Source organism: Rhizobium sp. BT04, assembly GCF_030053135.1.
Classification (GTDB): domain Bacteria; phylum Pseudomonadota; class Alphaproteobacteria; order Rhizobiales; family Rhizobiaceae; genus Rhizobium; species Rhizobium binxianense.
In genome coordinates, this window is sequence record NZ_CP125653.1 from 302,832 (window position 1) to 328,771 (window position 25,940).

General features: G+C 62.2%; 25 protein-coding genes and 2 pseudogenes. 6 read left to right on the plus strand and 21 right to left on the minus strand.

Translation table 11 applies throughout. The features are described from left to right. Nucleotides 1–196 precede the first annotated feature (196 nt). Both QMO82_RS32595 and QMO82_RS32600 read right to left on the minus strand, forming a co-directional pair. Nucleotides 197–574 (minus strand): hypothetical protein, encoded by a 378-nt coding sequence (locus QMO82_RS32595; RefSeq protein ID WP_183608800.1) that lies wholly within the window; start codon nucleotides 572–574, stop codon nucleotides 197–199. A gap of 192 nt (nucleotides 575–766) precedes the next feature. Continuing rightward, nucleotides 767–1,357 carry a hypothetical protein gene (locus QMO82_RS32600; RefSeq protein ID WP_047613358.1) on the minus strand — a complete coding sequence of 197 codons (591 nt, stop codon included), beginning with the start codon at nucleotides 1,355–1,357 and terminating at the stop codon, nucleotides 767–769. Nucleotides 1,358–1,507: 150 nt separating this feature from the next. On the opposite strand from QMO82_RS32600, the gene QMO82_RS32605 reads away from it, so the two are divergent. Next, on the plus strand, nucleotides 1,508–3,115 hold the full coding sequence (locus QMO82_RS32605; RefSeq protein ID WP_283196659.1) for a hypothetical protein: 1,608 nt from the start codon (nucleotides 1,508–1,510) through the stop codon (nucleotides 3,113–3,115). A gap of 13 nt (nucleotides 3,116–3,128) precedes the next feature. Here QMO82_RS32605 and QMO82_RS32610 read toward each other — a convergent pair whose 3' ends face one another. The 5 genes from QMO82_RS32610 to QMO82_RS32630 all read right to left on the minus strand — a co-directional run bounded on the left by QMO82_RS32610 (nucleotide 3,129) and on the right by QMO82_RS32630 (nucleotide 9,962). Further along, a complete protein-coding gene (locus QMO82_RS32610; RefSeq protein WP_183608802.1) occupies nucleotides 3,129–4,388 on the minus strand; it encodes an isoprenylcysteine carboxylmethyltransferase family protein in 1,260 nt (419 codons plus the stop codon). Between the two features lie 17 nt (nucleotides 4,389–4,405). Further along, a complete protein-coding gene (locus QMO82_RS32615; protein WP_183608803.1) occupies nucleotides 4,406–5,029 on the minus strand; it encodes a tail fiber domain-containing protein in 624 nt (207 codons plus the stop codon). Nucleotides 5,030–5,053: 24 nt separating this feature from the next. After that, nucleotides 5,054–7,636: a caspase family protein gene (locus QMO82_RS32620; RefSeq protein ID WP_183608804.1), complete on the minus strand. Its 2,583-nt coding sequence runs from the start codon at nucleotides 7,634–7,636 to the stop codon at nucleotides 5,054–5,056. A 223-nt stretch (nucleotides 7,637–7,859) separates the two neighbouring features. Then, a complete protein-coding gene (locus QMO82_RS32625) occupies nucleotides 7,860–9,137 on the minus strand; it encodes an L-fuconate dehydratase (protein WP_183608805.1) in 1,278 nt (425 codons plus the stop codon). A 90-nt stretch (nucleotides 9,138–9,227) separates the two neighbouring features. Then, nucleotides 9,228–9,962, minus strand: a complete 735-nt coding sequence (locus tag QMO82_RS32630) for an SDR family oxidoreductase (protein WP_183608806.1) — start codon at nucleotides 9,960–9,962, stop codon at nucleotides 9,228–9,230. Nucleotides 9,963–10,372: 410 nt separating this feature from the next. Between QMO82_RS32630 and QMO82_RS32635 the strand changes: the two genes are divergently transcribed. From QMO82_RS32635 to QMO82_RS32645, 3 genes are all read left to right on the plus strand, one after another. Next, on the plus strand, nucleotides 10,373–11,158 hold the full coding sequence (locus QMO82_RS32635) for an IclR family transcriptional regulator (RefSeq protein WP_183608807.1): 786 nt from the start codon (nucleotides 10,373–10,375) through the stop codon (nucleotides 11,156–11,158). A 156-nt stretch (nucleotides 11,159–11,314) separates the two neighbouring features. Next, nucleotides 11,315–12,151, plus strand: coding sequence for an amidohydrolase (locus tag QMO82_RS32640; RefSeq protein WP_183608808.1), 837 nt, complete (start codon nucleotides 11,315–11,317; stop codon nucleotides 12,149–12,151). Nucleotides 12,152–12,359: 208 nt separating this feature from the next. After that, the gene (locus QMO82_RS32645; RefSeq protein WP_097616581.1) at nucleotides 12,360–12,764 is read left to right on the plus strand and encodes a helix-turn-helix domain-containing protein; all 405 of its coding nucleotides are present in this window, start codon (nucleotides 12,360–12,362) and stop codon (nucleotides 12,762–12,764) included. A 180-nt stretch (nucleotides 12,765–12,944) separates the two neighbouring features. Here the strand turns inward: QMO82_RS32645 and QMO82_RS32650 are convergent, their stop codons facing one another. The 13 genes and pseudogenes from QMO82_RS32650 to QMO82_RS32710 all read right to left on the minus strand — a co-directional run bounded on the left by QMO82_RS32650 (nucleotide 12,945) and on the right by QMO82_RS32710 (nucleotide 24,281). Continuing rightward, nucleotides 12,945–13,211, minus strand: a complete 267-nt coding sequence (locus QMO82_RS32650) for a hypothetical protein (protein ID WP_097611698.1) — start codon at nucleotides 13,209–13,211, stop codon at nucleotides 12,945–12,947. A gap of 65 nt (nucleotides 13,212–13,276) precedes the next feature. Next, entirely contained in the window at nucleotides 13,277–14,020 is a 744-nt protein-coding gene (locus QMO82_RS32655) for a TfuA-like protein (protein ID WP_183608809.1), read from the minus strand. Then, nucleotides 14,017–15,255, minus strand: coding sequence for a YcaO-like family protein (locus QMO82_RS32660; RefSeq protein WP_183608810.1), 1,239 nt, complete (start codon nucleotides 15,253–15,255; stop codon nucleotides 14,017–14,019). The genes QMO82_RS32655 and QMO82_RS32660 overlap by 4 nt, the downstream gene beginning before the upstream one ends. 139 nt (nucleotides 15,256–15,394) lie before the next feature. Beyond that, nucleotides 15,395–15,538 (minus strand): hypothetical protein, encoded by a 144-nt coding sequence (locus tag QMO82_RS32665; RefSeq protein ID WP_183608811.1) that lies wholly within the window; start codon nucleotides 15,536–15,538, stop codon nucleotides 15,395–15,397. 106 nt (nucleotides 15,539–15,644) lie between these two features. Continuing rightward, the gene (locus QMO82_RS32670; RefSeq protein ID WP_283196660.1) at nucleotides 15,645–17,597 is read right to left on the minus strand and encodes a BTAD domain-containing putative transcriptional regulator; all 1,953 of its coding nucleotides are present in this window, start codon (nucleotides 17,595–17,597) and stop codon (nucleotides 15,645–15,647) included. Between the two features lie 256 nt (nucleotides 17,598–17,853). Next, nucleotides 17,854–18,054: a hypothetical protein gene (locus QMO82_RS32675; protein WP_183609081.1), complete on the minus strand. Its 201-nt coding sequence runs from the start codon at nucleotides 18,052–18,054 to the stop codon at nucleotides 17,854–17,856. Nucleotides 18,055–18,107: 53 nt separating this feature from the next. Beyond that, nucleotides 18,108–18,185: pseudogene (locus QMO82_RS32680) on the minus strand (IS6 family transposase); the annotation flags it as partial. An 87-nt stretch (nucleotides 18,186–18,272) separates the two neighbouring features. Continuing rightward, nucleotides 18,273–19,625 carry a cytosine deaminase gene (locus tag QMO82_RS32685; protein ID WP_183608812.1) on the minus strand — a complete coding sequence of 451 codons (1,353 nt, stop codon included), beginning with the start codon at nucleotides 19,623–19,625 and terminating at the stop codon, nucleotides 18,273–18,275. 32 nt (nucleotides 19,626–19,657) lie between these two features. Continuing rightward, the gene (locus QMO82_RS32690; RefSeq protein ID WP_183608813.1) at nucleotides 19,658–20,560 is read right to left on the minus strand and encodes a LysR family transcriptional regulator; all 903 of its coding nucleotides are present in this window, start codon (nucleotides 20,558–20,560) and stop codon (nucleotides 19,658–19,660) included. Between the two features lie 71 nt (nucleotides 20,561–20,631). Further along, nucleotides 20,632–21,627, minus strand: a complete 996-nt coding sequence (locus tag QMO82_RS32695) for an isopenicillin N synthase family oxygenase (protein ID WP_183608814.1) — start codon at nucleotides 21,625–21,627, stop codon at nucleotides 20,632–20,634. 86 nt (nucleotides 21,628–21,713) lie between these two features. Further along, nucleotides 21,714–22,508, minus strand: coding sequence for an ABC transporter permease (locus tag QMO82_RS32700; RefSeq protein WP_183609060.1), 795 nt, complete (start codon nucleotides 22,506–22,508; stop codon nucleotides 21,714–21,716). Between the two features lie 4 nt (nucleotides 22,509–22,512). Next, nucleotides 22,513–23,286 (minus strand): ABC transporter ATP-binding protein, encoded by a 774-nt coding sequence (locus QMO82_RS32705; RefSeq protein ID WP_183608815.1) that lies wholly within the window; start codon nucleotides 23,284–23,286, stop codon nucleotides 22,513–22,515. Between the two features lie 5 nt (nucleotides 23,287–23,291). Further along, nucleotides 23,292–24,281 carry an ABC transporter substrate-binding protein gene (locus tag QMO82_RS32710; RefSeq protein ID WP_183608816.1) on the minus strand — a complete coding sequence of 330 codons (990 nt, stop codon included), beginning with the start codon at nucleotides 24,279–24,281 and terminating at the stop codon, nucleotides 23,292–23,294. A 44-nt stretch (nucleotides 24,282–24,325) separates the two neighbouring features. On the opposite strand from QMO82_RS32710, the gene QMO82_RS32715 reads away from it, so the two are divergent. Both QMO82_RS32715 and QMO82_RS32720 read left to right on the plus strand, forming a co-directional pair. Next, nucleotides 24,326–24,676, plus strand: a complete 351-nt coding sequence (locus tag QMO82_RS32715; RefSeq protein WP_183609082.1) for a hypothetical protein — start codon at nucleotides 24,326–24,328, stop codon at nucleotides 24,674–24,676. 196 nt (nucleotides 24,677–24,872) lie between these two features. Next, nucleotides 24,873–24,962 (plus strand): annotated as a pseudogene (locus tag QMO82_RS32720) (IS6 family transposase); the annotation flags it as partial. Between the two features lie 77 nt (nucleotides 24,963–25,039). Here QMO82_RS32720 and nadC read toward each other — a convergent pair. After that, the gene (gene nadC, locus QMO82_RS32725) at nucleotides 25,040–25,939 is read right to left on the minus strand and encodes a carboxylating nicotinate-nucleotide diphosphorylase (RefSeq protein ID WP_183608817.1); all 900 of its coding nucleotides are present in this window, start codon (nucleotides 25,937–25,939) and stop codon (nucleotides 25,040–25,042) included. Nucleotide 25,940: the final 1 nt, after the last annotated feature.

The following is a 25,940-nucleotide window of genomic DNA, read 5'->3' on the forward strand; positions in this document are numbered from 1 at the left end:
CGAACAATCTCACACTGTGTTGAAGATGAGAATAGCACTGACCGGCGAAATTGGGATGGCTTGGCCTGTCTTGCTTGAGGGAGGGTTACAAATTATTTGGAACCCGAAAGAATCTACCCAGGCAAAGAGGTGAGCAAGACTCACGACCGGCAATATCCGGCGGCTGTTATAGTCCCGTTCGACTGCAAGATGACGGTTAGTTCTTGGGTTTCTGCCCGGCTGATTTCAAAATCGAGATCAGGTCGCTCATTCCCTCGGGCGAGGAATTGTAGAGCCAGAGAATATCCGGATTGTCGATCGCGAATTCCTTGCCGGGGCCGGAGCCCATGTCGCGGCCGGGCGAGGTCGCATCGGGCAATTTGCCTTCACCGGGTGTCAGCCCCTCGGCGCTTTCGTGTTTGGCGATGATTGCGGTCGCCGCGGCAAAGGCCTTTTCATCCTGTTGGCGCAGCGCCGCCAGCGCGGGGTTACGTGCCGCCAGCGCATCCTCGACCGGCCCGGCATGGCTAAGCTCAGGGATTTGCAGCGCCAGCAGCAGGCCGATCGACAGGGTTATGAGCCAGGATTTCGTCATCGTCGTCACATCCGTCTTATGGGCGCCATTACGCGACAAGCGTCCCGACAATAGGGAGAGGCCGTGGGGATGGCAACGGCGCTCCGTGCCAATCGGTTGGGAGGGGTGAAATCGATTGGCCGCGGCGCTTTCGCTCCTTGTTTTATGCATGTCGTTGTCCCGGAACTGCTGCACACTTCCGAGCGACAGGCATCAGAGGATCTTCAATTGCTGCAGGCTGAGGCGCAGATCGCGCAGCATCTCGCCGAAGATCTCCTCGATCATGCCCGTCGACCAGACGACCATGGTGCCGTAAGGCGAGCGCTTGCGTTGCATGAAGCCCGCCGTCTCGAAATCGATCAGCGTCTTGCGGCAGGTCTCGCTCGACATCACCGCGACCAGGAAACGGGCGAGATTGGACTGGTCGATCGCGCCTGATTTCTCCGCCCAGTTCTGGATCAGCCGCGGCTTGGTGTCGGCGGTAAACATCGAGGCGAGCGCCCGATCCTGCGACAGCCCGAGGCGCTGCAGCTTGGCCGGATCGCGGGTCAGCGACACCACGTAATCATTGTGCAGATCGGCGAAGCGTTCGATATCCTCGGCGGTGTTTATGCCGAAGACCTTCATCGAATAGAGGAACTCGGCCATCAGATAGGTCGGCTCAGAGCGCAGCTGCGCCAGATGCTTGTCGTCCTTGCTGGCCGAGGCCGCGCAGACGCGATCGGAGAAACCTATCCGTGCGGCGCGAACCTGCTCCAGCAGGCTGATGTCGAGCGCCAGTTCGTCACCGTTCCATTCCAGCATCAGCATTCCCTGCCAGCAAATCTTCGAGACGATGATCTTGTACTATCGCCGGCTCCGATCTCCAAATCGTTTGGAAAGCAACAGCTTGCTGATGAGGCGCATCTATCTTACCATTTTGAATGGCTTGGCAGTCTTTTTGAGGTCGAGGCAATGCGTGGTTTGGGGTCGCATATTCTGTTTGCCGCGGCACTTACGGTCGCCTCGCCAGGTTTTGCCAAAGACACTTCGATCATCGAACTTCCAAGCGGCGACGGCGCCCGTTCGGTTGGCATCATTTCCGCCAATGAGGAAGTCGAGGCATCGGGGCCTGCGGCGATCACCGTCGGCGACGACGGCACCATCTATATTCTCGACCAGAACAATGGCCGCGTGCTTGCCGTCGACGCCGAGCGCTCGCAGGCTGAGCCGGAGATCTTGCCGCTGCCGGAGAATGCCGCGCCGGAGGATCTCGCCGTCGTCCATAACGAACTCTATCTCTGGTCGGATGGCGTCGTGCCGCTCGAGCGCGCCACTGAGGCCGACGACCGGTCGCAGACGCTGCGCGCCGTCGACGGCGGCGGCGATGCCGATGATTATACCCGCTCGGTCTTTGCCTCGATGGGCTCGGTCTCGCCGGGTCCGCTGAACAGCATCATCGACGAGATCGGCCGCAGCACCAGCCGGCCCGAGGCCCGCCCGCCGGTCATGCAATATGTGCCGAGCCGCGGGCTCGGCGATATCGTCGCCGAGGTCTCGGCTGCCAACCACAAGGCGGAGATCCTGCTGCGGCGCAGCAGCTCGGAGGAGAATTTCCTGTCGCTGCAGCTGACATCCGAAGGCCGGATCGGCACGGTCGAACTGCTCGACATCGACACGACGGGCAGGCCCTATGCGCTGGTCGAGCTGGTGCCGGCCGACCGGCCGGAGCGCACCGGCATGTTGGTGGTGCGCTTCACGCCGAACGGGGCGATGGACCGGGTCTACGACCTGCCGATCGAACCGGGCACGGTCTTCTCCAGGCGTTTTGTGGCGATCGGCCCGCGCGGCGACGTGCTCTATCTCAACTCCGGGGAAAGCCGGGCGCAGGTGCTGCGGCTCGACGGCCGCGAGCCCGGCCGTAAGCTTGCCGTCGCCAGGCCGGCCAAACAGCCGACTGCCGGCAAGCCCGGCAAGGTTCCGAAGGTGGCGATCGTGCCGAAATCACGCAGCGACGTCATTGAGCGGGCAATCGGTTTCGAGACGCTGAACTGGCTGGTGACGCCGACCGCCTATGGCAGGGATCCTGGCCCCGGCTGCCTCAACATGAACCGGCTGCGCCGCCCGATCTATCTGATCGGCAAGCGCGGCCAGACGGTGAAAGGTGTTCCCTATTGCTGGGGCTGCAAGACGCCGCTCGAGAATTTCATCGGCGGCGTCGAAAAGGGCCAGACCGCCGGCAATGTCTGCACCAAGAGCGCGCCGCAATCCGACATCCTCGGCGTCGATTGCTCCGGCTTCGTCAGCGATGCCTGGGGCTTGAAGATGCATGTGACGACCCGCGCCATCCCCGGCATCACCAAACGCCTCTCCGACCCCTGGTCGCTGCGGCCGGGCGACGCGCTGAACAAGCCGGGCTCGCATGTGCTGTTGTTCATGCGCTTCACCGGCGACCGCAAGGTGGAGGTGATGGAGGCCTCGCCGAATGCCTGCAAGGGCCGCGTCTGCCGCAACACCTATTCGCTCGGCAGCCTGCTGATGCGCGGCTACCAGCCGGTGCGTTTTAAGGGGCTGGATGGTTGAATGAAAAGCAGCTTCAGGCTGCCGGCTTTGACATTAACCGTCGCTTCGCCATCGCCAAAAGCCCATGTGCCGCGACGCTCTCGGCATAGTCCTGATAGGCAGGATCCCGGCTCAGCATGCGCTCTTCGGCGCGGGCGCGCATGACGTAGATCAGGCTGACGATCGCCAGCATGCCGGCCCGCGCAAGCCCTTCCGCAGGGCCGCTGGCGATGAAACTGGGGGCCGCAAACAGCCACCAGGAGATGTTCTTGGCGACATAGGCCGGGTGTTTGATGAAGCGATAGGGGCCCGAGGTGATGATACCGCGATGGGTCAGGTTGGAAAATCGCGGCCCGAAGGCGATGGTCGCCCAGACATAGATCAGGGTGCAGAACAGCGTCGCGACGCTCCAGAGGATGAAGACGGCCGAGCCCTCCCGGATCACCGTCTCCCAGCCCGGCCCGTCGCCATAAGGCACGAAGGCATGCGAAATCACCGGGAAGAACGGCTCGTAACAGATGAGGCAGACGAGCCAGCCGAGCGCCGTCGTCTCCGTTGCCCTGACATGCCAGCCGAAGAGTTTGAAGGTGGCGATATAGCCGCCGGCGGCAAGTACGGTGTCGAGAAGAAAGGCAAGCCGCAACAGGCCTTCGAACCAGGCGGCTGAGAGCGGCGGAAACGCCCAGGCCGGCTTCTCGGCAAGATCGGAAAGAGCCGCCATGCCGCCCGAGAACATCAGCACGAGAAAGAAGCATTTGATCGCAAGCAGGCGCAATGCGAACAGCACGTCCTCCTCGCGAAAATCCTGCATCAACACCGCGCGCCCGACCTGATGGAGATAATCGTCGGGCTGCTCGGCGATCAGATCGGTCACCGCGACGTAGAGAATGGTGGCAATCGCAAGTGCGATGGAAATGGGGATAGTCGTATGGCTGGCCTCGATGATCCATCGGATCGCCGACGACTGTGTGAAAAACGGAAAGACCGAGCAGACAATGACGACCACCCCAAAAAGCGCAGCGAGGCCGACAAGTTTCGTTCCGACGCGCCGCCAGAAGATGGCGGGAGCCTCGTCTCGTCTCGTTCGTGATGCCCAGGCCCGACGAGCAGCAAGTGTGCCGTCGACGACGAGCCAGGCCACGAGAAGGCAGAACACGGCAAGCGCCATCGCCTTGCCGGGCTCAAGCTGCAGATAGGTCGAGAGCGCAACGCCGATGAGAACTCCGACAAGGGTCCCAGTCTGGCTGACAAGAGGGTTCCCGGTAAAGGTATCCCTATCCTGCGGTATCGGCACGCGCTCGGCTTCCTCGATTACATTGCCGCCTGAACGAAACCCCGAGAGCGTATCCGTGCCGCCCGCGTCGCAAGCGCCATCGCGGCTTCAGCTGTCACGGAAGACGCATCCCCCGGCAGCGAGATCATCGCAATATCGAGCTTGTCGTAATCGACCATGTAGTAACCCGATGCGGTTTCGATGACCGCCTCAGGCCTGATTGCCAAAAGATCCTGCGCCATCGTGCCGACGAACATCGGGCCGCCCCAGATGTAGCGGAAGGCATAGACCGGTATGCCCTGAGCCGAGCTGCCGAGCCGACGGATATCGGTCTTCAGGCGGCGATCGGACCCCCAGCCGCCGCCGGAGCTTGAACTGGAGCTGCCGCCGCCCATGCCGCCGCCAGAGCTGGAATTCCCACTGGAACTGTTCTCAGAGCGGCTGAAAGCCGGTTGATTGGTGCTTACGGCCACTTTTTTAACGGTGGGCGTGGTTTTCCTGGCAGGCGTAACGTTGCTGGCCGGAGCAACGTTTTTGGCCGGCTCTTCGCTGGCGAACAGCGTCCTGGCGCCAGGATCGAAGATGCAACTCTGCAAGATTGCGCCGGAGCCGGCAAGGAAGGTCGAGCAAAGCAGAACACGGATGATGAGCTTTCTTGTCATGAAGGGCGCCCCCAGGTCGCCGTTTTAGAAGAGATCGTACCTCGGATTTCGCTTGACCCATGTCGCCTTGGCGAGCTGAACGAGCCTGTCGTCGAGCGACTTGGTCTTCGGAAGCGCCTTCTTCTCCTGAGCGGTCAGCTCGGCGGCAAAGGTCTCCTCCGCTTTCTTCTTTGCAGCATTCGGCAAGGTCTTGAGTGCGGCTTTCGCCTGGTTCTTCGGGTCGCCGCTGCCCGGCATATTGATGGCGGTCGCCAGTGCGAAATAACGCGCTGCCGTTGCAAGGCTGTCAGCGCCACTGCCTTCTTCTTTCGCCAGCATCGCGCGGTCCAGCGCGCCCCAATAGTCACCGCGTTCGGCGCCCATCTCCAGCCACTTCACCGCTTCCGCCTTGTCCGCGGTAACGCCGACGCCATCGCGGTACATGCGTCCGAGATTGGTCGGGGCATAGGGCTGACCGCCCTCGGCCGCCCGGGTGAAAAGATCGAGCGCTTTCGACAGATCCTCCGGAGCGCCTTTCCCGAAACGGTAGACGAGGGCAAGATTGTTCAGCGAATAGATATCGTTGCGCTGGACGCCGGCCTCGTAGAAGCGGATGCCGCGCTCCGGATCGGCCGGAACGTTGACGCCGTTCAGAAAGATGTAGCCGAGCTCATTCATCGCATAGGTATGGCCGAGATCGGCGGCCTGCAGCATCAGGCGCAATCCCAGTTGCTGATCGGCCTTGGTGCCGCGGCCGTAGTAGAGCGCCTTGCCGTAGCTGTGCAGGGCAAAGGGATCGCCTTTGGCCGCACCGCCCTTGGCGATCTCGCTTGCCTTGGCTGCGTCGCGCGGGACGGAGGCACCGAACTCGTAGAGGCTCGACAGTTCATAGATCGCCCTGACATGCCCGGCATCCATCGCCTTCTTGATCGTCGCAAAAGCCGTCTTCGCATCGCGGTTGGCAAGCTGGGCGCGGCCGAGCTGATAGACGAAGCGCGCCACCGTGGGATAGGTCTTTATCGCCTCCGTGCAAGCCGGCAGTGCATCATCGGGGTCGATCTCGTTCGGCAGTTTACCCGATGTCACGCCCTGCAGGTCGAGGGGGGCTGCGGCTGCGGTGTCGCAGGCGTCGAGCGCCGGCTTGAAGTTGATGGTGGCGGGCGGCAGATTATCGTTGGCGGCCTGCAGCGTCAGGGCGAAAGGCTGGTTTTCGGTGCCGATCTGCGGCTCGTAGGCAAGCGCCGGAATATCGGCGGCTTCCAGCACATGGCCGAGCCCGATCACCCGGTCTCCGGCGCGCAGCGTGCCCTTGTCGGGCAGCGCCGCAACCTTGAAGGTCATCTCCGCGGCCGATGCCGGGACGGCAGGCAGGCCGGCTTCAACCGGGCCGACGCCGATCATGGTGCTCACGTCACGCGGCAGCGTTTTCAGATAGGTATCCGCATCGGCAAGCCGAACCTGCTTTTCCTGTTCGAGCTGGGCGAGCTTGGCGCCGGCATCCGCCGAGACGGTGATCGCGACCACGCCTTGCGTCGCCTGGCCGTAAGGATCGCTCACGGTGTAACCGATCAGGCTGACGGTTCCGGCGGCAACACCCGATGAATCATAGGTCAGCGCCGTCAGTGCGGCGGCCGGCATCTTCGCGCCCTGGTCGACCGGCTTGCCGTCGAAGCTGAGCTTTCCCGTCTTTGGAAGCTGGTTAAGGGTGACGAGCAGCGCCGAGCCGGTCTCGTCATGCGGTGGGGCGATCGGCAATTTGGTCGCGGCCGCACCCTCCGGCACGCTCACCTGCTGCATCGCTTCGACGCTCGGCGGCGGCGGCGCCGGAATGAAATAGAAGCTGTCCATCAGTGAGGAATTTTCCCAGGGGACCTGCTTGCCGCCGGTCATGGCGATCACATCACGGCGCACGTCGGTCAGGACCTGGCGGATTTCCTTGTTGGGTTCGCTGGCGCGCTTGATGAAGGATTCTGAATAGGGGCTGAGCGCGCCCTCGCCATCGAGCGCCACCTGGCCGGGCTCTGTGGAAAAGGCGATCAGGCTGCCGAGATCGCTGTCGATACGTGCAAGTCCGCGTGTGGCGCCGACCGGTTCCAGTTTTTCCGCCATCCAGAATTTCTGGGCGTTGAAGGGATTGTTGCGGCAGGCGTCGAGGAAGATCAGCTGAACCCGTGAATTCTGCTTGAGATGGTTGAGGATGAGGTCGAGCGGCATGGTTTGCGTCTCGACGTCATAGGGCGTCTCCAGCGTCGCATCGACCGGCACGATGAAATTCTGCCCGCCCACCTGGATGCCGTGGCCCGAATAATAGATCAGGCCGGCCTCGGCATTGCTGGTCGAACGCAGGAAGCGGCGCACCGTATCTTCGAGCCCGATGCGGTCGACATTGACGCCGATCGTCACGTCGAAACCGGCAGCCCGCAGCGTGGTCGCGACCTCTTCGACATCATTGGCGGGATTGGGGAGCGAGGGCAGCGTCTTGTAGACCGAGTTGCCGATGACGAGGGCGACGCGGCGTCCGCTCTCGCCTTCGGTCGTGGCGGCATGCGCCGTGCCGATCGACAGCAGCATTGCCGCGACGATCAGCAAATAAGCGCACAGTCTCCTGACGTGGTGAAACTTGGGCATGGCTCGATCGCAAACATCTATTGTCCAGGGTTCAATAAAATTTGCTGGCCTGCTGGTGCTGGGCCCCCTCCGCATTCACACGACGAAAATATTCCTCGGCGCTCCAAAAGGCAAGCTGCGCCGCCTCCAAGTCAATTGGAGCAGTCCCGTCAGATTGGAAGTCCATCACCGACAAGAAAGACTGTCGAAATCAGCAATTTAACATGCGGCGGACGAGGTTTCCTTAACCTCGAAACGTATAGTTGCTGATCGAGGCCGGTTTCATCTCGATGGAGAAGCCCGGCAGGGTCGGCGGCATATAGGCGGCGTTCTCGATCCGGCAGGGGTCGAGGAAGTGTTCGTGCAGATGATCGACATATTCGATGACGCGGCCGTCCTTGGTGCCCGACACCGCGACATAATCGATCATCGACAGATGCTGCACATATTCGCAGAGACCGACGCCGCCGGCATGCGGCCAGACCGGCAGGCCGAACTTGGCGGCGATCAGCAGCACGGAGAGAACCTCGTTCAGCCCGCCCATGCGGCAGGAATCGATCTGCACGATGTCGATCGCGCCCTCGGCGATGAACTGCTTGAACATGATGCGGTTCTGGCACATCTCGCCGGTCGCGACCTTCACGGGCGCGATTGCCTGGCGGATCTTGCGGTGGCCGGCGACGTCGTCGGGGCTGGTGGGTTCCTCGATGAAGAAGGGCTTGGCGAAGGAGAGCGCCTTGATCCAGTCGATCGCCTGGCCGACATCCCAGACCTGATTGGCGTCGATCATCAGGTAACGATCGGGACCGATCACCTCGCGGGCGATCCGGAGACGCCGGATATCATCTTCCAGATCGCGGCCGACCTTCATCTTGATATGGTCGAAGCCGGCGTCGATCGCCTCCTGGCAGAGGCGGCGCAGTTTCTCGTCCTCATAACCCAGCCAGCCGGCCGAGGTCGTGTAGCAGGCATAACCCTCCTTTTCGAGGATGGCAATGCGTTCCGCCTTGCCCGCCTCGGCACGTTTGAGGATCTCGATCGCCTCGTCGCGGGTCAGGACGTCGGTGAGATAGCGGTAATCGACGATGTCGGCGATCTCTTCTGGCGACATCTCGGCGACGAGCCGCCAGACCGGCTTGCCGGCCTGCTTGGCCAAGAGATCCCAGACGGCATTGACGACCGCGCCGGTCGCCAGATGAATGGCGCCCTTGTCCGGGCCGATCCAGCGCAGCTGGCTATCGCTGGTCAGATGCCGCCAGAACCTGCCGGGATGGGCAAGAACCTCGGCGAGGTCGGCGCCGACGATGAGGTGGCGCATCGCTTCGATCGCCATGCAGCAAATGTCGTTGCCGCGGCCGATGGTGAAGGTCAGGCCGTGGCCGGCTAGATCAGGCGCGTCGGTATCGAGAATGACATAGGCGGCCGAATAATCCGGATCGGGGTTCATCGCATCGGATCCATCCAGGCTTTGCGATGTCGGAAAGCGGAGATCGAAGACGCGAAGGTCGGTGATGCGGGTCATGATTGTTCCTCCCGATTATAATTGTATAGGCCGAGTCTATAAGACCGGCAGAACTGCCGGCCGGGCTGCCGGTCGGCTGGGCCGCCGATGTCAGATCGTCCAGCCGCCGTCGATGGCGATCGCCTGGCCCGACGTATAGGTGGCGCCGGCGAGATAGACGGCGAGATCGGCGATCTCTTCCGGCGAGCCGAGCCGGCCCATCGGCTGGCGGGCGATGAAGGCGGCACGCGCCGCGTCGTAATCGCCCTGCGCGCGCATGCGGTCCTGCAGCGACGGGCTTTCCACCGTGCCGGGGCAGATGGCGTTGCAGCGGATTCCTTCCGCGACGTAATCGGCGGCGACGGATTTGGTCAGCCCGATCACCGCCGCCTTGGTGACGCCATAGGCGAAGCGGTTCGGCACGCCCTTGATGCTGGAGGCGACGGAGGCCATGTTGATGATCGCCCCGTCCTTGCGCTCGAGCATGCCGGGCAGCACGGCGCGGATGGTGCGGATCATCGCCTTGACGTTGAGGTCGAGGGCGAATTCGAAATCGGCATCCTTCATCTCGAGGATCGAGCCGGCGTGGACGAAGCCGGCGCAGTTGAACAGCACGTCGACGGCGCCGATCTCGGCGACGAGGGCATTGACCGCCTCCTCTTCGAGCACGTTCAGCTGATGGGTCGAAACCCCGGTTTCCGCCGCCAGCGTCGCCAGCGCGTCGGTGTTGATGTCGGTCGCGTGGACCTTGGCGCCGGCCGCGGCAAAGGCGGCCGCCGTCGCCCGGCCGATGCCCTGGCCGGCGGCGGTGATGAGAACGGTCTTGCCGGAAAGTCTGCTTGTCATGTCACGGGCCTTTGCTGGAATTGTCTACGCGGTACGGAATGCGGTTGATGTCTTCGAGGGCTAAAGCGCGTCGCGATCTTTCAGATTCGCTCCTCGCGTTAGGTCTTTGTTTTTACGCATGTCTCGGCAAAAGCGTTTCACGCTTTGCCTGGCAAAACCGCTGCACACTTTTGCGCGACATGCCCTAGAGCATGACGCCGAAAAGTGGGAGTGGTTTTCGGACGATAGCATGCTTCGGGCGAGCTTGTGATCTCCTTCGCAGCCTCGCAGTGCGCTGCAGATCGGCTGTCTTTAGTGATGATTTGTCTGTTTATAGACAAACAGACGATTGGCCAAGGGTCAAGCGTAAACTTTTCCTTTTCCGGCTGCGGTTCTGCGTATATGCAGAATGTTATTCACAGGAGGAAGGAATGGAGACCGACGAGTCAGACCGCTACCGCGCTCCTGCCCTCGACAAGGGGCTCGATATCCTCGAATTGCTCGCCGGCGTCGACAGCGGCCTCACCCAGGCCGATATCGCCAAGCGGCTTGACCGCAGCCCCAACGAATTCTACCGCATGCTCGACCGCCTGGTGCGCCGCGGCTACGTCACAAAGCTGGACGGCGACCGCTATTCGCTGACGCTGAAGCTCTTCGGTCTTGCGCAACTGCACGCGCCGGTGCGCCGGCTCGCCTCCTACGCCACGCCGCTGATGCGCGATCTTGCCCAGCGCACGCGCCAGGCCAATCACCTCGCCGTTTTCGATCGCGGCGCGGCCGTCGTCATCGCCCAGCAGGAGGCGCCTGATTATTGGGGGTTCTCGATCCGCATCGGCGCCCATATCAACCTGTTCGACACCGGTTCCGGGCATGTGCTGCTCGCCTTTCGCAGCGCCGAGGAGCGGGAAATGATGATGTCGGAACATGTGCGCAGCCGCGCCGACATCGAACTCGGGCCCGAATTCTACGATCGCCTCGACCAGATCCGCGAGCGCGGCTACGAGATGATGGCGAGTGCCCAGACGGCGGGCGTCTACAATCTTTCCGCGCCCGTTCTCGGCCCCGACCGGCGCTGCATCGCCGCCCTCACCTGCCCCTTCATCGCCCTCGTCAACGCGCCGCCTGCGCCCGATATCACCCAGACGATCATGCTGGTGCAGAAGGCTGCCGCCCAGCTTTCGCTGTTGGCTGGGGCGGATGTCGTCAATTCCGGCTGATGGGTCCGGTCGGAGGTCCAAAGGAGGGGGGTGAGGCCGGGTGGCTTTCCCCATTTCCCCCGAATCACGGAAATGCCAAACCGCCCGGAATTTCTATTTGAACAAACCATTCACCAGGGATAGGTTGCCGCAAAACCACTCTTGGAGGAGAAGAGCGTGTTCATCGACACCCATCTGCATATCGTCGATCGCTCGGCGCTGCCCTATCCCTGGCTTTCCCAGGCGCCCGCTCTCGATCGTGATTTCCTCTACGAGACCTATGCGACCGAGGCCCGGCGCTGCGGTATCACCGCGGCGCTGCACATGGAGGTCGATGTCGATCCCGCCGCCATGCAGGCCGAGACCGATCACATCGCAGGTCTCGCCAAAAAGGAAGGCAGTCTGCTTGCCGGCGCCATCGTCTCCTGCCGGCCGGAAGACCAAGGCTTCGCCGCCTATCTCGAGCGGCAGAAGGCCGATCCCTTCGTCAAGGGGTTCCGCCGCGTGCTGCATGTCGTGCCCGATAATGTCTCAGAAGGCGCCTTGTTTCGCGAAAATATCCGGCGGATCGGCGGCAGCGGCCTGACCTTCGACCTCTGTACCTTGCCGCACCAGGCGGGCCGGGTGACGGCTCTCGTCGATCTCGCGCCGGATGTGCAATTCGTGCTCGACCATTGCGGCGTGCCCGATATCCGCTCGGATGCCTTCGAGCCGTGGAAGGCCGGTTTGTCGGAGATTGCCCGGCGGCCGAACGTCGTCTGCAAGATCTCCGGCGTCGTCGCCTATGCCGATGCCGAGACATGGACGGCGCAGACGCTGCGGCCCTATATTGAGCATGTGATTGCAAGGTTCGGCTGGGATCGTGTCGTCTGGGGCAGCGACTGGCCGGTCTGCACGCTCGGCGGCGGCCTCTCCACCTGGGTCGCGGCGACCCATGCCATGCTTTCCTCCAGCAGCGAGACGGAGCGTTCCAAGCTGCTTTTCGCCAATGCGCAGCGTCTCTGGTCGCTTTGAGGTCACGAAATCATGTGATGTGCTGTGGCTTGCCAAAGTGCTACTTTGGCATGTCTTTTGCTTGTGTAAGGATGAAGTAACGCAAGTGTTTCGGTTTGGGACGACTTACTACCGGACAATTGCTAGCTTTAGCCATCTCAGGTAAAAGTTGTCAGATACGGATATGGCGAATAACTTCATATCTGGTATCCTCAGGAGGGAAAACAAAATGAAAGAAGAACCGCATGCAGTGGATGTCCATGTCGGAAAGACGATCCGTATACAGCGTCTGCTGAGGAAAGTTTCCCAGACGGAACTGGGAGATCGTGTCGGCGTCACGTTCCAGCAGATTCAGAAATACGAAAAGGGCTCCAACCGCGTTTCTGCAAGCATGCTGGTAGAAATTGCCGGCGCTCTGAAGGTCGACGTCAGGACGTTTTTCGACGACATGGCCACGCCTGATACGGCCAACGACAACCCCGCCCCCAGCGAGGAATTCGTTATTTCGCGCGAAGGCGTGCTTCTCAATGCGGCGTTCTTTTCGATCAAGAACGAAGCTCTTCGCAAGAAGATCCTGAAGCTCGTCCAGGCGATCGCTCATACCGAACAGTTGGACGCGGACGCCGCCGAATAGACCGGCTGGCCTTCACGCGATCCCAACGGACCGCATGAGGATCAACAGCGATCGATCAGATCAATAGCAATCGATCAGGATCAACTGTCCTCGATCGGATCAATTTGCCATTGAATGGAATCAACCGGGATTGATCGGGATCAATTGCGATCGATCGTGATCAACGGGGGGTGATCGGGATCAATGGGGATTGATCAGGATCAGATTCTCGCTCGCATCCTTCATTGCGATCTTGGCCTTGCTGCCGAGCAGCTTCTCGAGATTGACGTCTAGCTCCCGGTCGGGATCTATGCCGTCCCAATCGATGACGACCTGCAGCAGCGCCATGTTCGTCAGGTGCATCAGATTACGCAGCTGAAGCTTTTCAGCCTCCTCCTTGGCTGCCGACAGCAGCCGGAAGATCCTTGCGTATTCGCTGCCCGTAGGCTCGTTGTGTTGTTCAAACATCGTTCCCGCCCCTTTGGTCGCGAAACCCTAAGATTCCATCACCCTTGCATCTTCCGCCGCGACCGTTATTCAAGCGTTACAGGAACCGCATTGCGCGTGACTTCGGCGTGCAGAAGCTGCCAATGCGAGGTGGCGGCAAAGTGCCAGTCACGGTTGACGGGCAGGTATTCGTCCCGGCGCAGCCATTCCAACACCAGCCGGGCGTCGTTGCGCTTGCGCTCGACGCGATTGCCGCGGATGGCGGCGAGGATGATGTCGCGGCGCGGCTTGCGGAAATGGCACTCGTCGACCACCTTGGCATAGGTGCGCTCGGAGAAATGCAGGAAACGTCCGGCAAGCAGCAGTTTCTTGCGTTCACCGGGGGAGATCTCGCCGCCGGCAAGAAGCGCATCGATCGTCGGCTCGAAATCGACCCAAGGCACCGAAAGCGGCAGCCAGCCGAGTTCCTGCGGTGCATGCACGAGGGCGACGGCCTCGTCGTCGAGCAGCCGCCCGGCCTCGTAATCCTCGAAGATCGAGCCGATTCCGACCATGCCGAAAGGCGCGCATTCGGCTGCCCGCAATGCGCCCATGCTGGCGCCGCCGGCAACGGCGACATTATGGTCGAGCGCGAAAAGAATTTCCTTGTGCCAGACGGACGGCAGATCGCCGAAATAGCCGTCGACGAGGCCGATGGCGGTGGCGCCGTCGTGAACGGCCTTCAGGATGTCACCGCAGGCGGCCGGCGGCCGGAAATCGATGCGAGGGGACATGGCTCTCGCCGCAGCGAGATCGCTGCCAAGGCTCGGGCCGACGAACAGCACCTTCATGATTGGGCTCCTCTCATGGTGTTGACCGCGCGCAGGCCGAGCTGGATGTACTGGCCGGAGATATCGACCTCCAGGCCCGGTACGATCACCCTGACGACGGAGACCGGCAGAGCCCGGTGCGCAAACGGCACGACGACGATCTGCTCAATGCCGGTTGCAGCCAGCCGGCCGGCAATCTGGCCGATGGTTTCCTGGATCGTCGCCGCGCGGCGATGACGGGGCTGGAAGGCGCGCATCCGGCCGTCGCCCTCGCAGAGTTCGACCACCTGCTGCATCGCCGCGCTCCGGTCGAGGCGCTGATAGATGCGCGGCGAAAAATCGTCGCGGCTGCCGGCAATCGCGGTCAGCCGGCTCTGCGCCGCTTCGGTGATGGCGCGCAACGCGGCGCGCACGGGATCGGGGTGGCAGCCGCAGCCGCCGCAGACATGCAACCAGCGCGCATCGACGCGGTCGGAAAGATTGCCGGGCATGATGACGGCGAGAAAAGCGGGAACGCCGATATCGGTGGTCATGTCGAGCAGCAGCAGCCGCATGCCGGCGCGCGCGATCCGATCGGTCATGATGTCGATGACCGCATCGTTGAAAGAGGCGGGGTCAATGCGGCTGTCTTTCAGCCGCTGCGGGGATTTCAGCTGGGTCAGAGCCCAGGCGTCGCGCTCCACCAGCTCGCAAAGCCCGTGCAGCACCGCTTCTGACGGCGTGTTGCCGGAGGCGAGCCCATCGCTCGACTGCTCGAAGCCCGGCGGCCTGTCGCCGCGATGATCAAGGCCGACGAGCCACCAGGGCACGAAGACGCTGCTGCCGGAAAACATGTCGAGCCCGGAGCACCAGGGAATGGGATTGCTGCCGATCTCGTCAGGCGCGCAGCGTGCGACATTGTCGAGATCGATCATCGCGGCATGTTCCGCCCGCATGTTCTCGACTGTCGCCTGCGTCAGGTCGGCGGGTGGGATTTCGGCGATCCGCGTCTCGATCGCTTCCATGGCGGCCGAGGTCATGGCGGCATCATTGTCGATACCCTTGCCCTGAAACACCGAGAGCGTATGGCTGTTCGGGCGCGTGGCGAAGGCGACGGGGATGTTCAGGACGTCAAGTGCAGTCAGCAGACCGACGCGGGTGATGCCGAATTCGCGCAGATGCGGCCGGATGGCTGCGAGTGTCTGGGCCGGCGTGACCGCGCGATCATGATAATCGCTGACGCCAGCCGATGACCGTTCGAGATCATCGGCAAGCATTTCAAGAGCATTTTCGTTTTTCTTCGAATCACGAAGATGCTCTATCTCTTTGTCTTCACGCAATTCCGGACGCAAAACCGCTGCACACTTTTGCTGGAATTGCACTGGGCCGGTGAAAGCGGACATACCGGTCTCGCCCTTAGCGGAACCTCAGCGCATGCGTCAGGCTCTCGAGCGCATTAGCGGAAACGTTGAGTTCGTCATGTTTCATGGCTGCCTTGGCGGCTGCAGAGAAGCGCAGGGACTGTGTCTGAACTGCGGCGGTTTCAGCATTCGTCTTCATGGTCCATCTCCGATTGGTCGGGCAGCGTCTTGCTGCCGTTAACCATCGGAAGGAAACATTGCCTGCGTCATTTAAGCGTTACAGGCTTCGTTAAAAGGCGACGCAATCAGGGAAGGCCGGCCAGTTGCAGGCCTTTTATCAGCGGTGCGGTAAAGGCAGGATCGCGATCGGGGACGAAATGGCGGATATCCTCGCTGCGGAAATCCGGGAAGTTTTCCAGAACCGTCCTGGCATAGTTCCCGGCCTTGACAGTATCGCCTGCCATGGCATGCGAGGCGGCCAGCAGACGCGCCGTCGCCTGTTTCGCCTTCACCGGCTCCAGCGCCTCGATCGCCTTTTCATACTCTTCGCGCATGAAGTGGATGCCGCCGAGGTTCCAGTAATAATAATCCGGCGGTAGCGGATTGAGTTTGAAGGCCGCGCGGCTGAGTTCCAGCGCCCGATCGAAATCGCCGTCATGGGAAAGCGCGTCGGCGAAATCGGCAAGGATGTCGGCATCGTTGGGATTGAGATCCTGGGCCTGCTGGAAATATTCCAGGCTTTCGTCGAAGCGGCGGCGATAAAGCGCGACGAAGCCAAGCTCGCGGTAAGCCCGGCCGCTATTGGGGTCGGACTGCTGCGCCAACCGCGCAGCGCCGTTCGCCTCATCGAGCAGTTCCTTGTCCCGCATGCCGCGGATCAGCCATTCCATGCCGAGCGCGCGCGACACGCCGGCATGGGCGGCCGAGAAATGCTCATAACGGTTGAGCGATGATTTGAACCATTTGCGCGCCTGGCGCAGATGCTGCAGGTCGGTCTGGGCGATCAGCCGCTTGCCTTCCAGGTAAAGACGATAGGCAGAGGCCGGCGCGTCGCCGATCGGCATCGCCAGTTCGTGGCGCTCGATCGTGTCGGCGAGCGAGGAGACGATCCGCCGCGTCAGATGCGCGAAGGATTCGCTGATCTTCTGCATGACCAGCGGCAGTTCCAGTGCCCAGATCACCTCCGATGTCGTCGTGCGCGTCAGCCGGCAGGTGGCAAAGACATCCTCGTCGCGGCCCTGAATGGTGACGTAGACCGCATAGTCGAAGCTGAGGTCGAGCGGGCCGGGCACGGCACGCGAGGGATCGATCGAGCGGCTGAGGATCTCCAGGCTGGTATGCGCGGCAATCACCTTGAAGCCGCGCTGCTGGCTGAGGCCGATGGTGACGTCTTCGAGAAGCGCCCGGCCGACGCGCTCCATCAGCGGATCGGTGAAGATGCTTTCCGGCGGCAGGATGATGATGCGCGGCTGGCCGAGCAGATCGGCCGATATGCCTAATACCGACGAGCGCTCCGGCGCGGCAACTTGTGCTGCCGGGATCAGGCCGAGTTCGCGGGCAAGCGCTGTGGTGCTTTCCTCCGGCTCGGTGTCGAAGTCGTCCTTCAGCTGGCTCTTGCACTTCAAATAAGCCTGACGGGCCGCGGCCGGATCGCTCAGCCTGACATGGGTGCGCATCAGGGCGCGATAGGCCGTCTCATTGGCAGGGTCGAGCTGCAGCAGACGCCGGGCCAGCGTGATCAGCTCTTCATCGGATCTGTCCTCCGATGTTTCGATCAGCCGGGTGAGATGGGCCGAGCGCAATTCGTCGATACGCTGGCGCTCGAACGTCAGCCAGTCCTCGGCGCCCTGTGTCGGCGATTTGGCGCCTTCGAGCAAATCGCCGTTCAGCATATCGCTGTCTTCGGGGGCGAGCGGCCCTTTCCGCTTCAGGATATGGATATCGACCTCCCAGCCGTCGGCAAGCCCGATATGGGTTCGGGTCGCGGCAAGCAGCGGCGGAAGGCCGGCGGGAATGCTCTGTTCGATGCGCGCCAAGAGCTGGCGCAGGCTGCCTGCCCGCTTTTCCGGCAGCTCCGATTGCCAGAGCTGACGCCGGACGGTTTCGCGATCGAGTTCGAGATCGGCTTCGGCGGCGAGCATGGCGAGGAGAAAATAAGACTTCTCCGGCAAGGGGAGTTCCTTCCCCGCCGCCAGCAATCTTGGTCTTCCGAGCAGGCAGAGCCTGTTCGTCGACATCTGCCCGGATGTCCGTTGCATCTCGGTTCTCACCCCTGAAGCCAAGGCGCGCAAACGCACCGGCCAATCAAAAGCATGTTAGAGCCATAATAGCCCGGCGCATAGCGGCTCTGCTATAAAAAAGAAGAATTTTCATCGAATATTTGCATAATCGCGCGTCACTCGCGGAAGGAATGCTTGATCAACACTGTCATCAGGATACGGTTTGCGTTCCTTGGCGGCAGGTTATTTGGCGACGGTCCGTATCACGGGCTGTTCTCGACCGAATTGCAGCCGCCTATAGTCCGAGCCCCTTGATGTGCTCGATCGAACGCCGGGCGAAGCGGCGCCAGTCGGCCGGATTGTCATGTTCGGTGACGATATGCTCAGCCTTCGTCCGGCGAAATAGCGGCACGAGCATTTCCCAGTCGATGATGCCGTCGCCGGTGGCCGTCCAGCCGTCCTCTTCGACATCGTAAACTTGACGATCGCAAGGCAATTCTAGGCTGGCCGCGCCCGGCGGTACATGCCCGAGCGATTTGCGCCCACAGGATGGGAATTCTCTGCCCGATTGTTCAAGCCCTTGTGACAGCGATGTTCAACACCGGGCATGATCTCACGCTTTGCAGCTTCGATGGTCAAATAACGGACATCGGGACTGAAAAGAAAAGGGGACCGGCAGGCTTCGCCGGTCCCCTTTTTTTCCTAGAGAGCGGCTCAAGCGGTCTGGAAATCTGTGAGCATGCTGTAAGAGGGCAATGTCCTGTTGGCGAAGATCCCCTTGCGGAGGAGGACGCGGTCGGAGTGCGGACGGGCGATAACCTGGTCGAGGCTCCAGGCTTCCAGGATCATCAGGTTTGCCGGACGATCGACGCCGATCGTACCGGCGTCGATGCCCATGATGCCAGCGGGTGCGCGGCCGGCAAGAGCGGGCGCATCCGCGTAAGGATGGTCGAGATGCAGGATGCGCACCGCTTGCCGCCAGGTGTCCAGCATGTCGTGATCGCCATAGGCAAAGAACGGATCGCGGCAATTGTCGCCGGCCGCGGCGACCGGAATGCCAGCCGCCTGCAATTCCAGCACGGGCGTGACCCCGCGCCAGCGCGGCGTGCGGCCGTCTTCGCGATCCTGGAGATACATGTTGACGGTTGGCAGCGTGATGATCGACAGGCCGGCATCGGCGATCAGCGCGATCGTGTCGCGCAATTCTTGCTCGCCCAGAAGCGCAAGCGAACAGCAGTGGCCACACGTCACGCGCCCCTCGTAACCGTGGCGGATGGCGGCACGCGCCACATGCGGCAGGGCATCGGCCTGTGCCGCCTCGTCGACATGTAGATCGATATCGAGTTCCCGCTCCTTCGCCAGCGCAAACAACCGGTCGAGCAGCAGGTCGATATCGTCGAGGCCTGACCCATGGGTGCCCCCGGAGGCGCGGGTGACGCCGCCGAGCAAGCCGCCGTGGACGGCAACGATATCGGCAAGGCGGGCGCCATAGTCGTCGCGATAGGCATCGAGCGGCACGAGGCCGGCAGCCTGCAAGGTGATGCAGCCTTTCCAGCGTTCGCGCATTTCGGCAAACGCGCTCCAGGTGATTTCCGCCTGCCCCTCGTGACTGTCGAGATGGGTGCGGATAGCGGCCACGCCATGGGCGTCGGCCGTTGCAAGACCGAATTCCATCCGTCGCAGGAGGTCGTCGGCATTCCAGTGGGCAAGGCGGTCCGCCGTCGTCGCGGCGCGCGCGCCGGGATGCGTGCCGCCGGAATCGGGCGCACGTCCCATGGTGTGGCCCTTGTCGAGATGGGCGTGCGCGTCGATCAGAAGCGGCCAGACATGGCGGCCGTCGAGCGCGACTGTATCTTCGCCACCATCGGCAAGGGCCGGCGTTATCGCAGCGATCCTGCCGTTCTCGACCAGAATATCCACGAGGGTGGAACCGTCCCGGTCCACCTCCGCACCACCAGGCGCGTCATCTGCAAGCAGCGCGACCGGGACGCGCGCCTTCGCAAGACGAATGCGCTCCGGTCTCGCCAGACGGGCGGCAAGGCTGGGAAACAGGGACAGATCGTTCATGGGGGGTCTCTATTGGATGGGTTGCCGAGCGGTCAGTTCTCGTCGAACGAGGCGAGCAGACGCTCCTGCGCGAATTGCATGAAATGGCTGCCGGCGGGCGAAAGCGAGCCGCGGGCGCGGTGGAGGATATTGAGCCGTTGTAGCGAGCCGGTTCCCGTCAGCGGAATGAAGACCAGGTCGCCAGTCGCCATTTCGCGGTCGACGTCGAGCCGGTTGAGGAAGGTGATGTGAGGCGTTGTCCGGGCAAGGCGCTTCATCAGTTCCATCGAATTGGTCTCGACGACGGGAACAAGGGTGGCGCGCGCCGGGGCAGTCGCCTCGACGACCTCGCGCAGCGACAGCGATCGATCCGCCAGAACCAGCGGATAGAGCAGGCAATCGGACATGCGCACGGTCTTGCGGTTTGCGAGGGGATGGGCGGGCGCGACGACGGCTCCCAGCGCATGGCGAAACTCGGCGGCGCGTTGCAGCCGGCTATCGTCCGGCAGGTTGTAGGCAATGGCGAGATCGGCCTGGCCGAGCGCAACCATCTCCGCAACAGTCGTCCGGTCGCCGACCATGATCCGCAGGCTGACCTGCGGATGTTTTTCTCGGTAAGCGGCAACGATCTCGGCAATCCGGCCCGCAGCGAGCGTTGCCATGGTCGCCAGCACCACCTCGCCGCGATTGAGCCCCTTGAGGGACTGGATCTGCGCTCGCATCCGCTGATGCGCCTGCAGTGTCTCGCGAATGTGCTGGATGAGGATCTCGCCGGAACTCGTGAGTTTCAGGCCGCGCGGCAGGCGCTCGAAAATGGGTGCCTGCAGCTCTTCCTCAAGCTCCAGGATATAGCGGTTCACCGCAGAAGCGGCGACATGCAATGTCTTTGCCGCCTTGCGGATGGAGCCCTGTCGGGCCACCTCGTCGATATAACGCAGCGCGCGTCCATGAAGCATGATGGGTCCGTTGCCTGACGGGAGTCGGATTGACTGTTCCACGATGTCACCGCAACGGACCATCTACAACGTCACTTCTTGGCGAAATTGGCGTTGATGCGCCGGGTCAGGTATTCGCCGGCGGTGATCGCCTCGTATTTGCCGAGCGGACCCTCAATGACGGCATCGCGGTTTGCCTGGCAGAAGAACGGCAGGGACAGCCGGCGGCCCATATACTCATTCTCGCGCGGCATACGCACCCGGTGCAGCGTCGACTGCAGCTGGTCGTCCGACCAGCGCATCAGCATGTCGCCGATGTTGCAGGTGATGTAGCCCTTGCGCGGCGGAACATCCGTCCATTCCTTCAGGGCTGCATCCTTGCCCGGGCACACCTGGAGCCCGCCTTCGCCCTCCTTCTGGTGAAGGATGGTCAAGCAATCGAAGTCCGAATGCGCGCCGGCACGCCACGCCGTGAAGTCTTCCGGCTTGGCGCCTTCCATCGACATGTAGTGGATGAGGCGCAGCGTCGATTGATACTGGTCTGAAGACGGGTCATGCGCCTTGGTGAAGAAATCCTCGGCAAAGCCCATCTTCAGCGCGAAGCAGGAGAGGATGCGCATGCCGAGTTCCCAGTTCTGGCGCTCGAAGCGGAGCATCTTTTCCCGGAAGCCCGGAAGATCGTCTTCGCTCGGCCACAGGTTGAGGCGGATCATGTCCGGCCGGGTGAGCTGGAAGCTCTCCTTGTTATCCGGCGTACCGGTGGAAGGGCGGACCTGCGCCTTGAATTCCCAGCCGGCATTGATGCCTTTCGGCATCGGGGTTCTCGCCTTAACCTCCGCCGGCAGTTCGAAGAATGTCCAGGCGGTGTCGAAGGCCGCGTCAATATCGTCCTGAGCGATGCCGTGATTGTAGACCTGGAAGAAACCGATATCGACCGAGGCCTGCCAGAGTGCATCGGCGATCTCGTGCTTGCGGTTGTCGAAGTCAGAAAGGTCGATGACGGGGATCTCCCGGTCAACGGTCGTGCCCATGCCGCCGATGGTCGCTTCCTTGGCGAGTTCCGCGAGGGTGTCTGTCTGGATATTCATACTATTCTCCTTACGTGAATGCCGGCGAACCGGCGGTTGAGGAGCAATGTCCGGGCAGGGCCCGACTGCTTCTACTCCGGATGGGTTCAGCCGTTTTTTGGCAGGCTCCAGGGAAAGAGGAGCTTCTGCGTCAGGACCACGGCCTGAAACAGCAAGAGCGACATAGCGGCGAGCACCAGCAAGCCGGCCCAGGCCTGTGGCAGCTTGAACAGGGAGGTCGACAGCTGGATGAAATAGCCGACGCCGGCTTCGGATGCGCAGAACTCCGCAACCACGGCGCCGATGACGGCAAGCGTGATCGAGATTTTCAGCGCCGAGAAGATGTAGGGCACCGCAAACGGCAGGCGTATCTGGGTGATCTCGCGGAAGCCCGAGGCGCGCAGACTTCGCGACAGCTCGATCAGCTCCGGCGGGGTTGCCGCAAGGCCCGTTGCGGTAGAGACGACGAGCGGAAAGAAGGTGATGAGACAGGTGATAACGATGCGTGGCGCATCGCCGGCCCCGAGCACGACGATGATGATCGGCGCAATCGCCACCACCGGCGTCGACTGCACGACGACGAGCAGCGGATAGAGCGTTCGCGACAGGAATGGCGAGCGCATCATGACCACCGCGAGCGGAATGGCGATAACGATGGACGTCGCATAACCGATCAGCGCCACCCGCAACGTCGCGGCGATGTGACCCATCCAGCGCTCGAAGCCGATGGAGGAGAACGAGCCGAGGATCGCGCTTGGCGGCGGCAGCAGATAGGTCGGGATCGACAGGAGCCGCGCTGCCGCTTCCCATAGCAGCACCGTGCCGATCAGGGCCGCGGCGGTTGTGATGCCCGGCAACGCCAGCACCTGCTTGAGGAGCGCGACCGGTGTCCGGCTCTGCATGGCCTCACGCCGCGTGACGGGTGAGGAGGAGATCGCGGAGGTAATCGGAGAGGTCATGGATCACCTTGTCCTTTGCAGTTTCAGGGCCGCGTGGCCGGCCGACGGGAACGGTGACTTCGGTCAGGATCGAGCCCGGCCGTCCGGTCATCACCAAAACGCGGTCGGATAGAAGCGCCGCCTCGCTGACGGAGTGGGTGATGAAGACCACGGTCTTCGGACGTTCGGAAAAGATGCGCAGCAGATCGAAGCCCATCACCTCGCGCGTCAGGGCATCCAGCGCCGAGAAGGGTTCGTCCATCAGCAGGATATCCGGGTCCATGAGCAGCGCACGGGCGATGCCGACACGCTGCTGCATGCCGCCGGACAGTTCGTCAGGCAGGCGTTTCTCGAAGCCGGCAAGCCCGACCATGCTCAGCAATTCACCCGCCCGCCCGCGCTCCTCTGCCGTTACCCTGCCGGTCTTGTGGCGGGCGGGAAACACGACATTGTCTTCGACAGTCGCCCACGGAAGCAGCGTCGGCCTCTGGAAGACGATCCCGATGTCGTCACGCGGGGCCGTCACGGGCAGACCGAAGACGTCTACCGAGCCGGACGTCGGCTTCAACAGGCCGGCGATCATGCGCAGCAGGGTCGATTTCCCGCAGCCCGAAGGGCCGAGGATCGAGACAAACTCATGCCGGGCCACATCGAAACTGACGTCGCGCAGGGCTTCCGTGCGCCCGGACCGGGTTTCGAAAACCTGTCCCAGCCTGTCGAAGCGGATAGCGGGCATCGCCATGGCGGTTACTCGGTTACGGCGAAGGTGCGGTTGACCACGGTTTCCGGATCGAGCTTGGCCGGATCGATGTTCTGCGCTTCAGAGACACGGCGCCAGGTTTCGGCGAGGCGGGCGGCTTCGAAGACGCCGAGGCCGTCCTTCTCCGTCACCTCGTTGAAGATCAACGGCAGCGTGTCCTTGAGCGAACCCTGGACATCTTCCGAGCCGAGTTCCGGTACGGTGGCGGTGACAGCAGCGGCAGCCTTCTCCGGATTCTCCTTGGCGAACTCGACGGATTTCTTGTAGGCGGCGATAAAGCGGGCGGCGACCTGCGGACGCTTGGCGAGGAAATCGTCGCTGGCGATGAGAGATGCGGAATAAAGCTCGAGCCCGGCTGCCGACCATGGCAGGGCAACGATCTCCTTGCCAGCTTCCTTGCCTTGGTTGCTGTAACGCGTCAGGTCGGTCATCCAGGCGATGATGCCGTCGGCATTGCCGGTCATCAGCATCGGGCCGAGTGCGCCGGGATCGGCCTTGATGAGCTTGATATCCGCCATGTCGATGCCGGCATCCTTGAGGACCAGCGGCAGGTAGACATTTGACGACGTGAAGGGCGACGTCGCGATCGTCTTGCCCTTGACGTCAGCGACGCTTGCGATCGAACCGCCCTTGGCGACGTAGAAGGCATGCGGCCCCTTGTTGAATAGCGACATGACGGCGGTCACCTTCACGCCTTCATTGGCGCGGGCGGCCATCAGGGCGCCGATATCGGAAATACCGATATCGGAGGACGCGGAGGCAAGGCGCGAGATGGCGTCGGTCGAGCCGCGACCGGAGGCGATCTCCACCTCAAGGCCGGCGTCTGAACAGAAACCTTCCTGAATGCAGACGTAGATCGGCGCCTTGTCGCCACCCGGCAGCCAATCGAGCTGAAAGATCACCTTGTCGGCGGCGGAGGCGGCGCCGGCAGAAAGGGTTGCGGCAAGTGCATAGAAGGCAAGCTTGATGCGGGACATGGGTCGACCTTTCGCAATTGGTGTTCGGTTTTTAAGGACGGATAGTGATTGGCGACGCGCTCCTGGTCGAAGCCATCCGCGACAAGCCTGGCAATTGCGCAATCGCGTTTTTCAGGACGCTTGCTGCGCAGGCATGCAAAGCAACGCTGCGCGCCAAGGTGATCAGCTCCAGCGTCGATCTCTGCGGATGTCGGGGCGAAATGACTGGTTTTTCCCTGCATTTGGACATCTCCTCGACAGATTTACCCGTCGAGCAATGTCCAGAACCGAGGCTCAGACCGCTTCTACTCGCAGGTCTTTTGTCTCATGAATATCCGGCGTTCTGCAAGATTTTAAACGCTTCAATTCTTCTGCTGAAAAAACAGGCGAAATTGACGGAATTGAGGTTGAAGTGAACAGGATCTTCAGCAAGGTGATTGAAATAAAAGGAGAAACTCCTCTGCAATCGAGTGGCCGGCGGCTGAAGAAATAAGCGTTCTAATATTTAGAGCGCTTAGCTCGTAATTTTCTTGTCGCACCTTCAGCTTCCATCTGCATTTTCCGGAGCATTTTTCTGGTGATCGACCCACATCTGGACGGTTCCAATGGCGCGCGCCGCGAGTGATGATCGCCGACAAGCTTCGATCCTGCGACGCTGCAAAGCGTGAGATTATGCCCGGTGTTGACCATCGCTGTCACAAGGCTTGAATAATCGGGTCGATGGCGGCTGCGGACGTTATGCCTATTACGACGGTGCCCCGCCGAAGCGGGCCTAGGGATCACAGAACCTGTGCGATCCGTTTTGGGCTTGCGTCCGTTGCGATCGCGGCTTCGAGGAAATCGAGCCCAATGTCCAGCACCGGCGCGCTGTGCGTCAGCCAGCCGACCGAAATGAGGTCGACGCCGGAAGCGGCGATCGCGGCGGCTGTTGCCGGCGTGACCCGGCCGGAGGCCTCGGTGAGGGCCCGGCCGGCGACGATGGCGACGGCTTGGCGCAACTGATCCGGCGTCATGTTGTCGAGCAGCACGGCATCGACGCCGGTCTCCATCGCTTCGCGCAACTGATCGAGTCTGTCCACTTCGACCTCGATCTTCACCAGATGACCGATGCCGGCGCGCGCCCGGCGGATCGCCTCAGCGACGCCGCCTGATATGGCGACGTGATTATCCTTGATCAGCACCGCATCGTGGAGCGCGAAACGGTGGTTCATACCGCCGCCGGCTCGCACCGCATACTTCTCCAGCGCCCTCAGTCCCGGCGTCGTCTTGCGCGTGCAGGCGACGGCGGCTTTGCTGCCGCGGATCGCGGCGGCAATCTCCGCCGTCACGGTGGCGATGCCGGAGAGATGGCCGAGGAAATTCAGCGCGGTGCGCTCGGCGGTCAAGAGGCCGCGCGACGGACCTTCGATGGTGGCGATCACGTCACCCGGCTTGACCGCGTCACCATCCTGGAGATGGCGGCGCATGACGATCTCCGGATCGACGAGGGAAAAGGCAAGTTCGGCCGCATCGAGGCCGGCGATCACGCCCGGCTGGCGGGCGGCCATGACCACCGTCGAGCGGTGATCGTGAGGGATGACAGAGCCCGAAGTGATATCGCCGGCAAGACCGAGATCTTCGAGCAGGGCTGCCCGCACCAGAGGTTCGACGATCAGGCGCGGAAGCGGAACGAGGCTCATC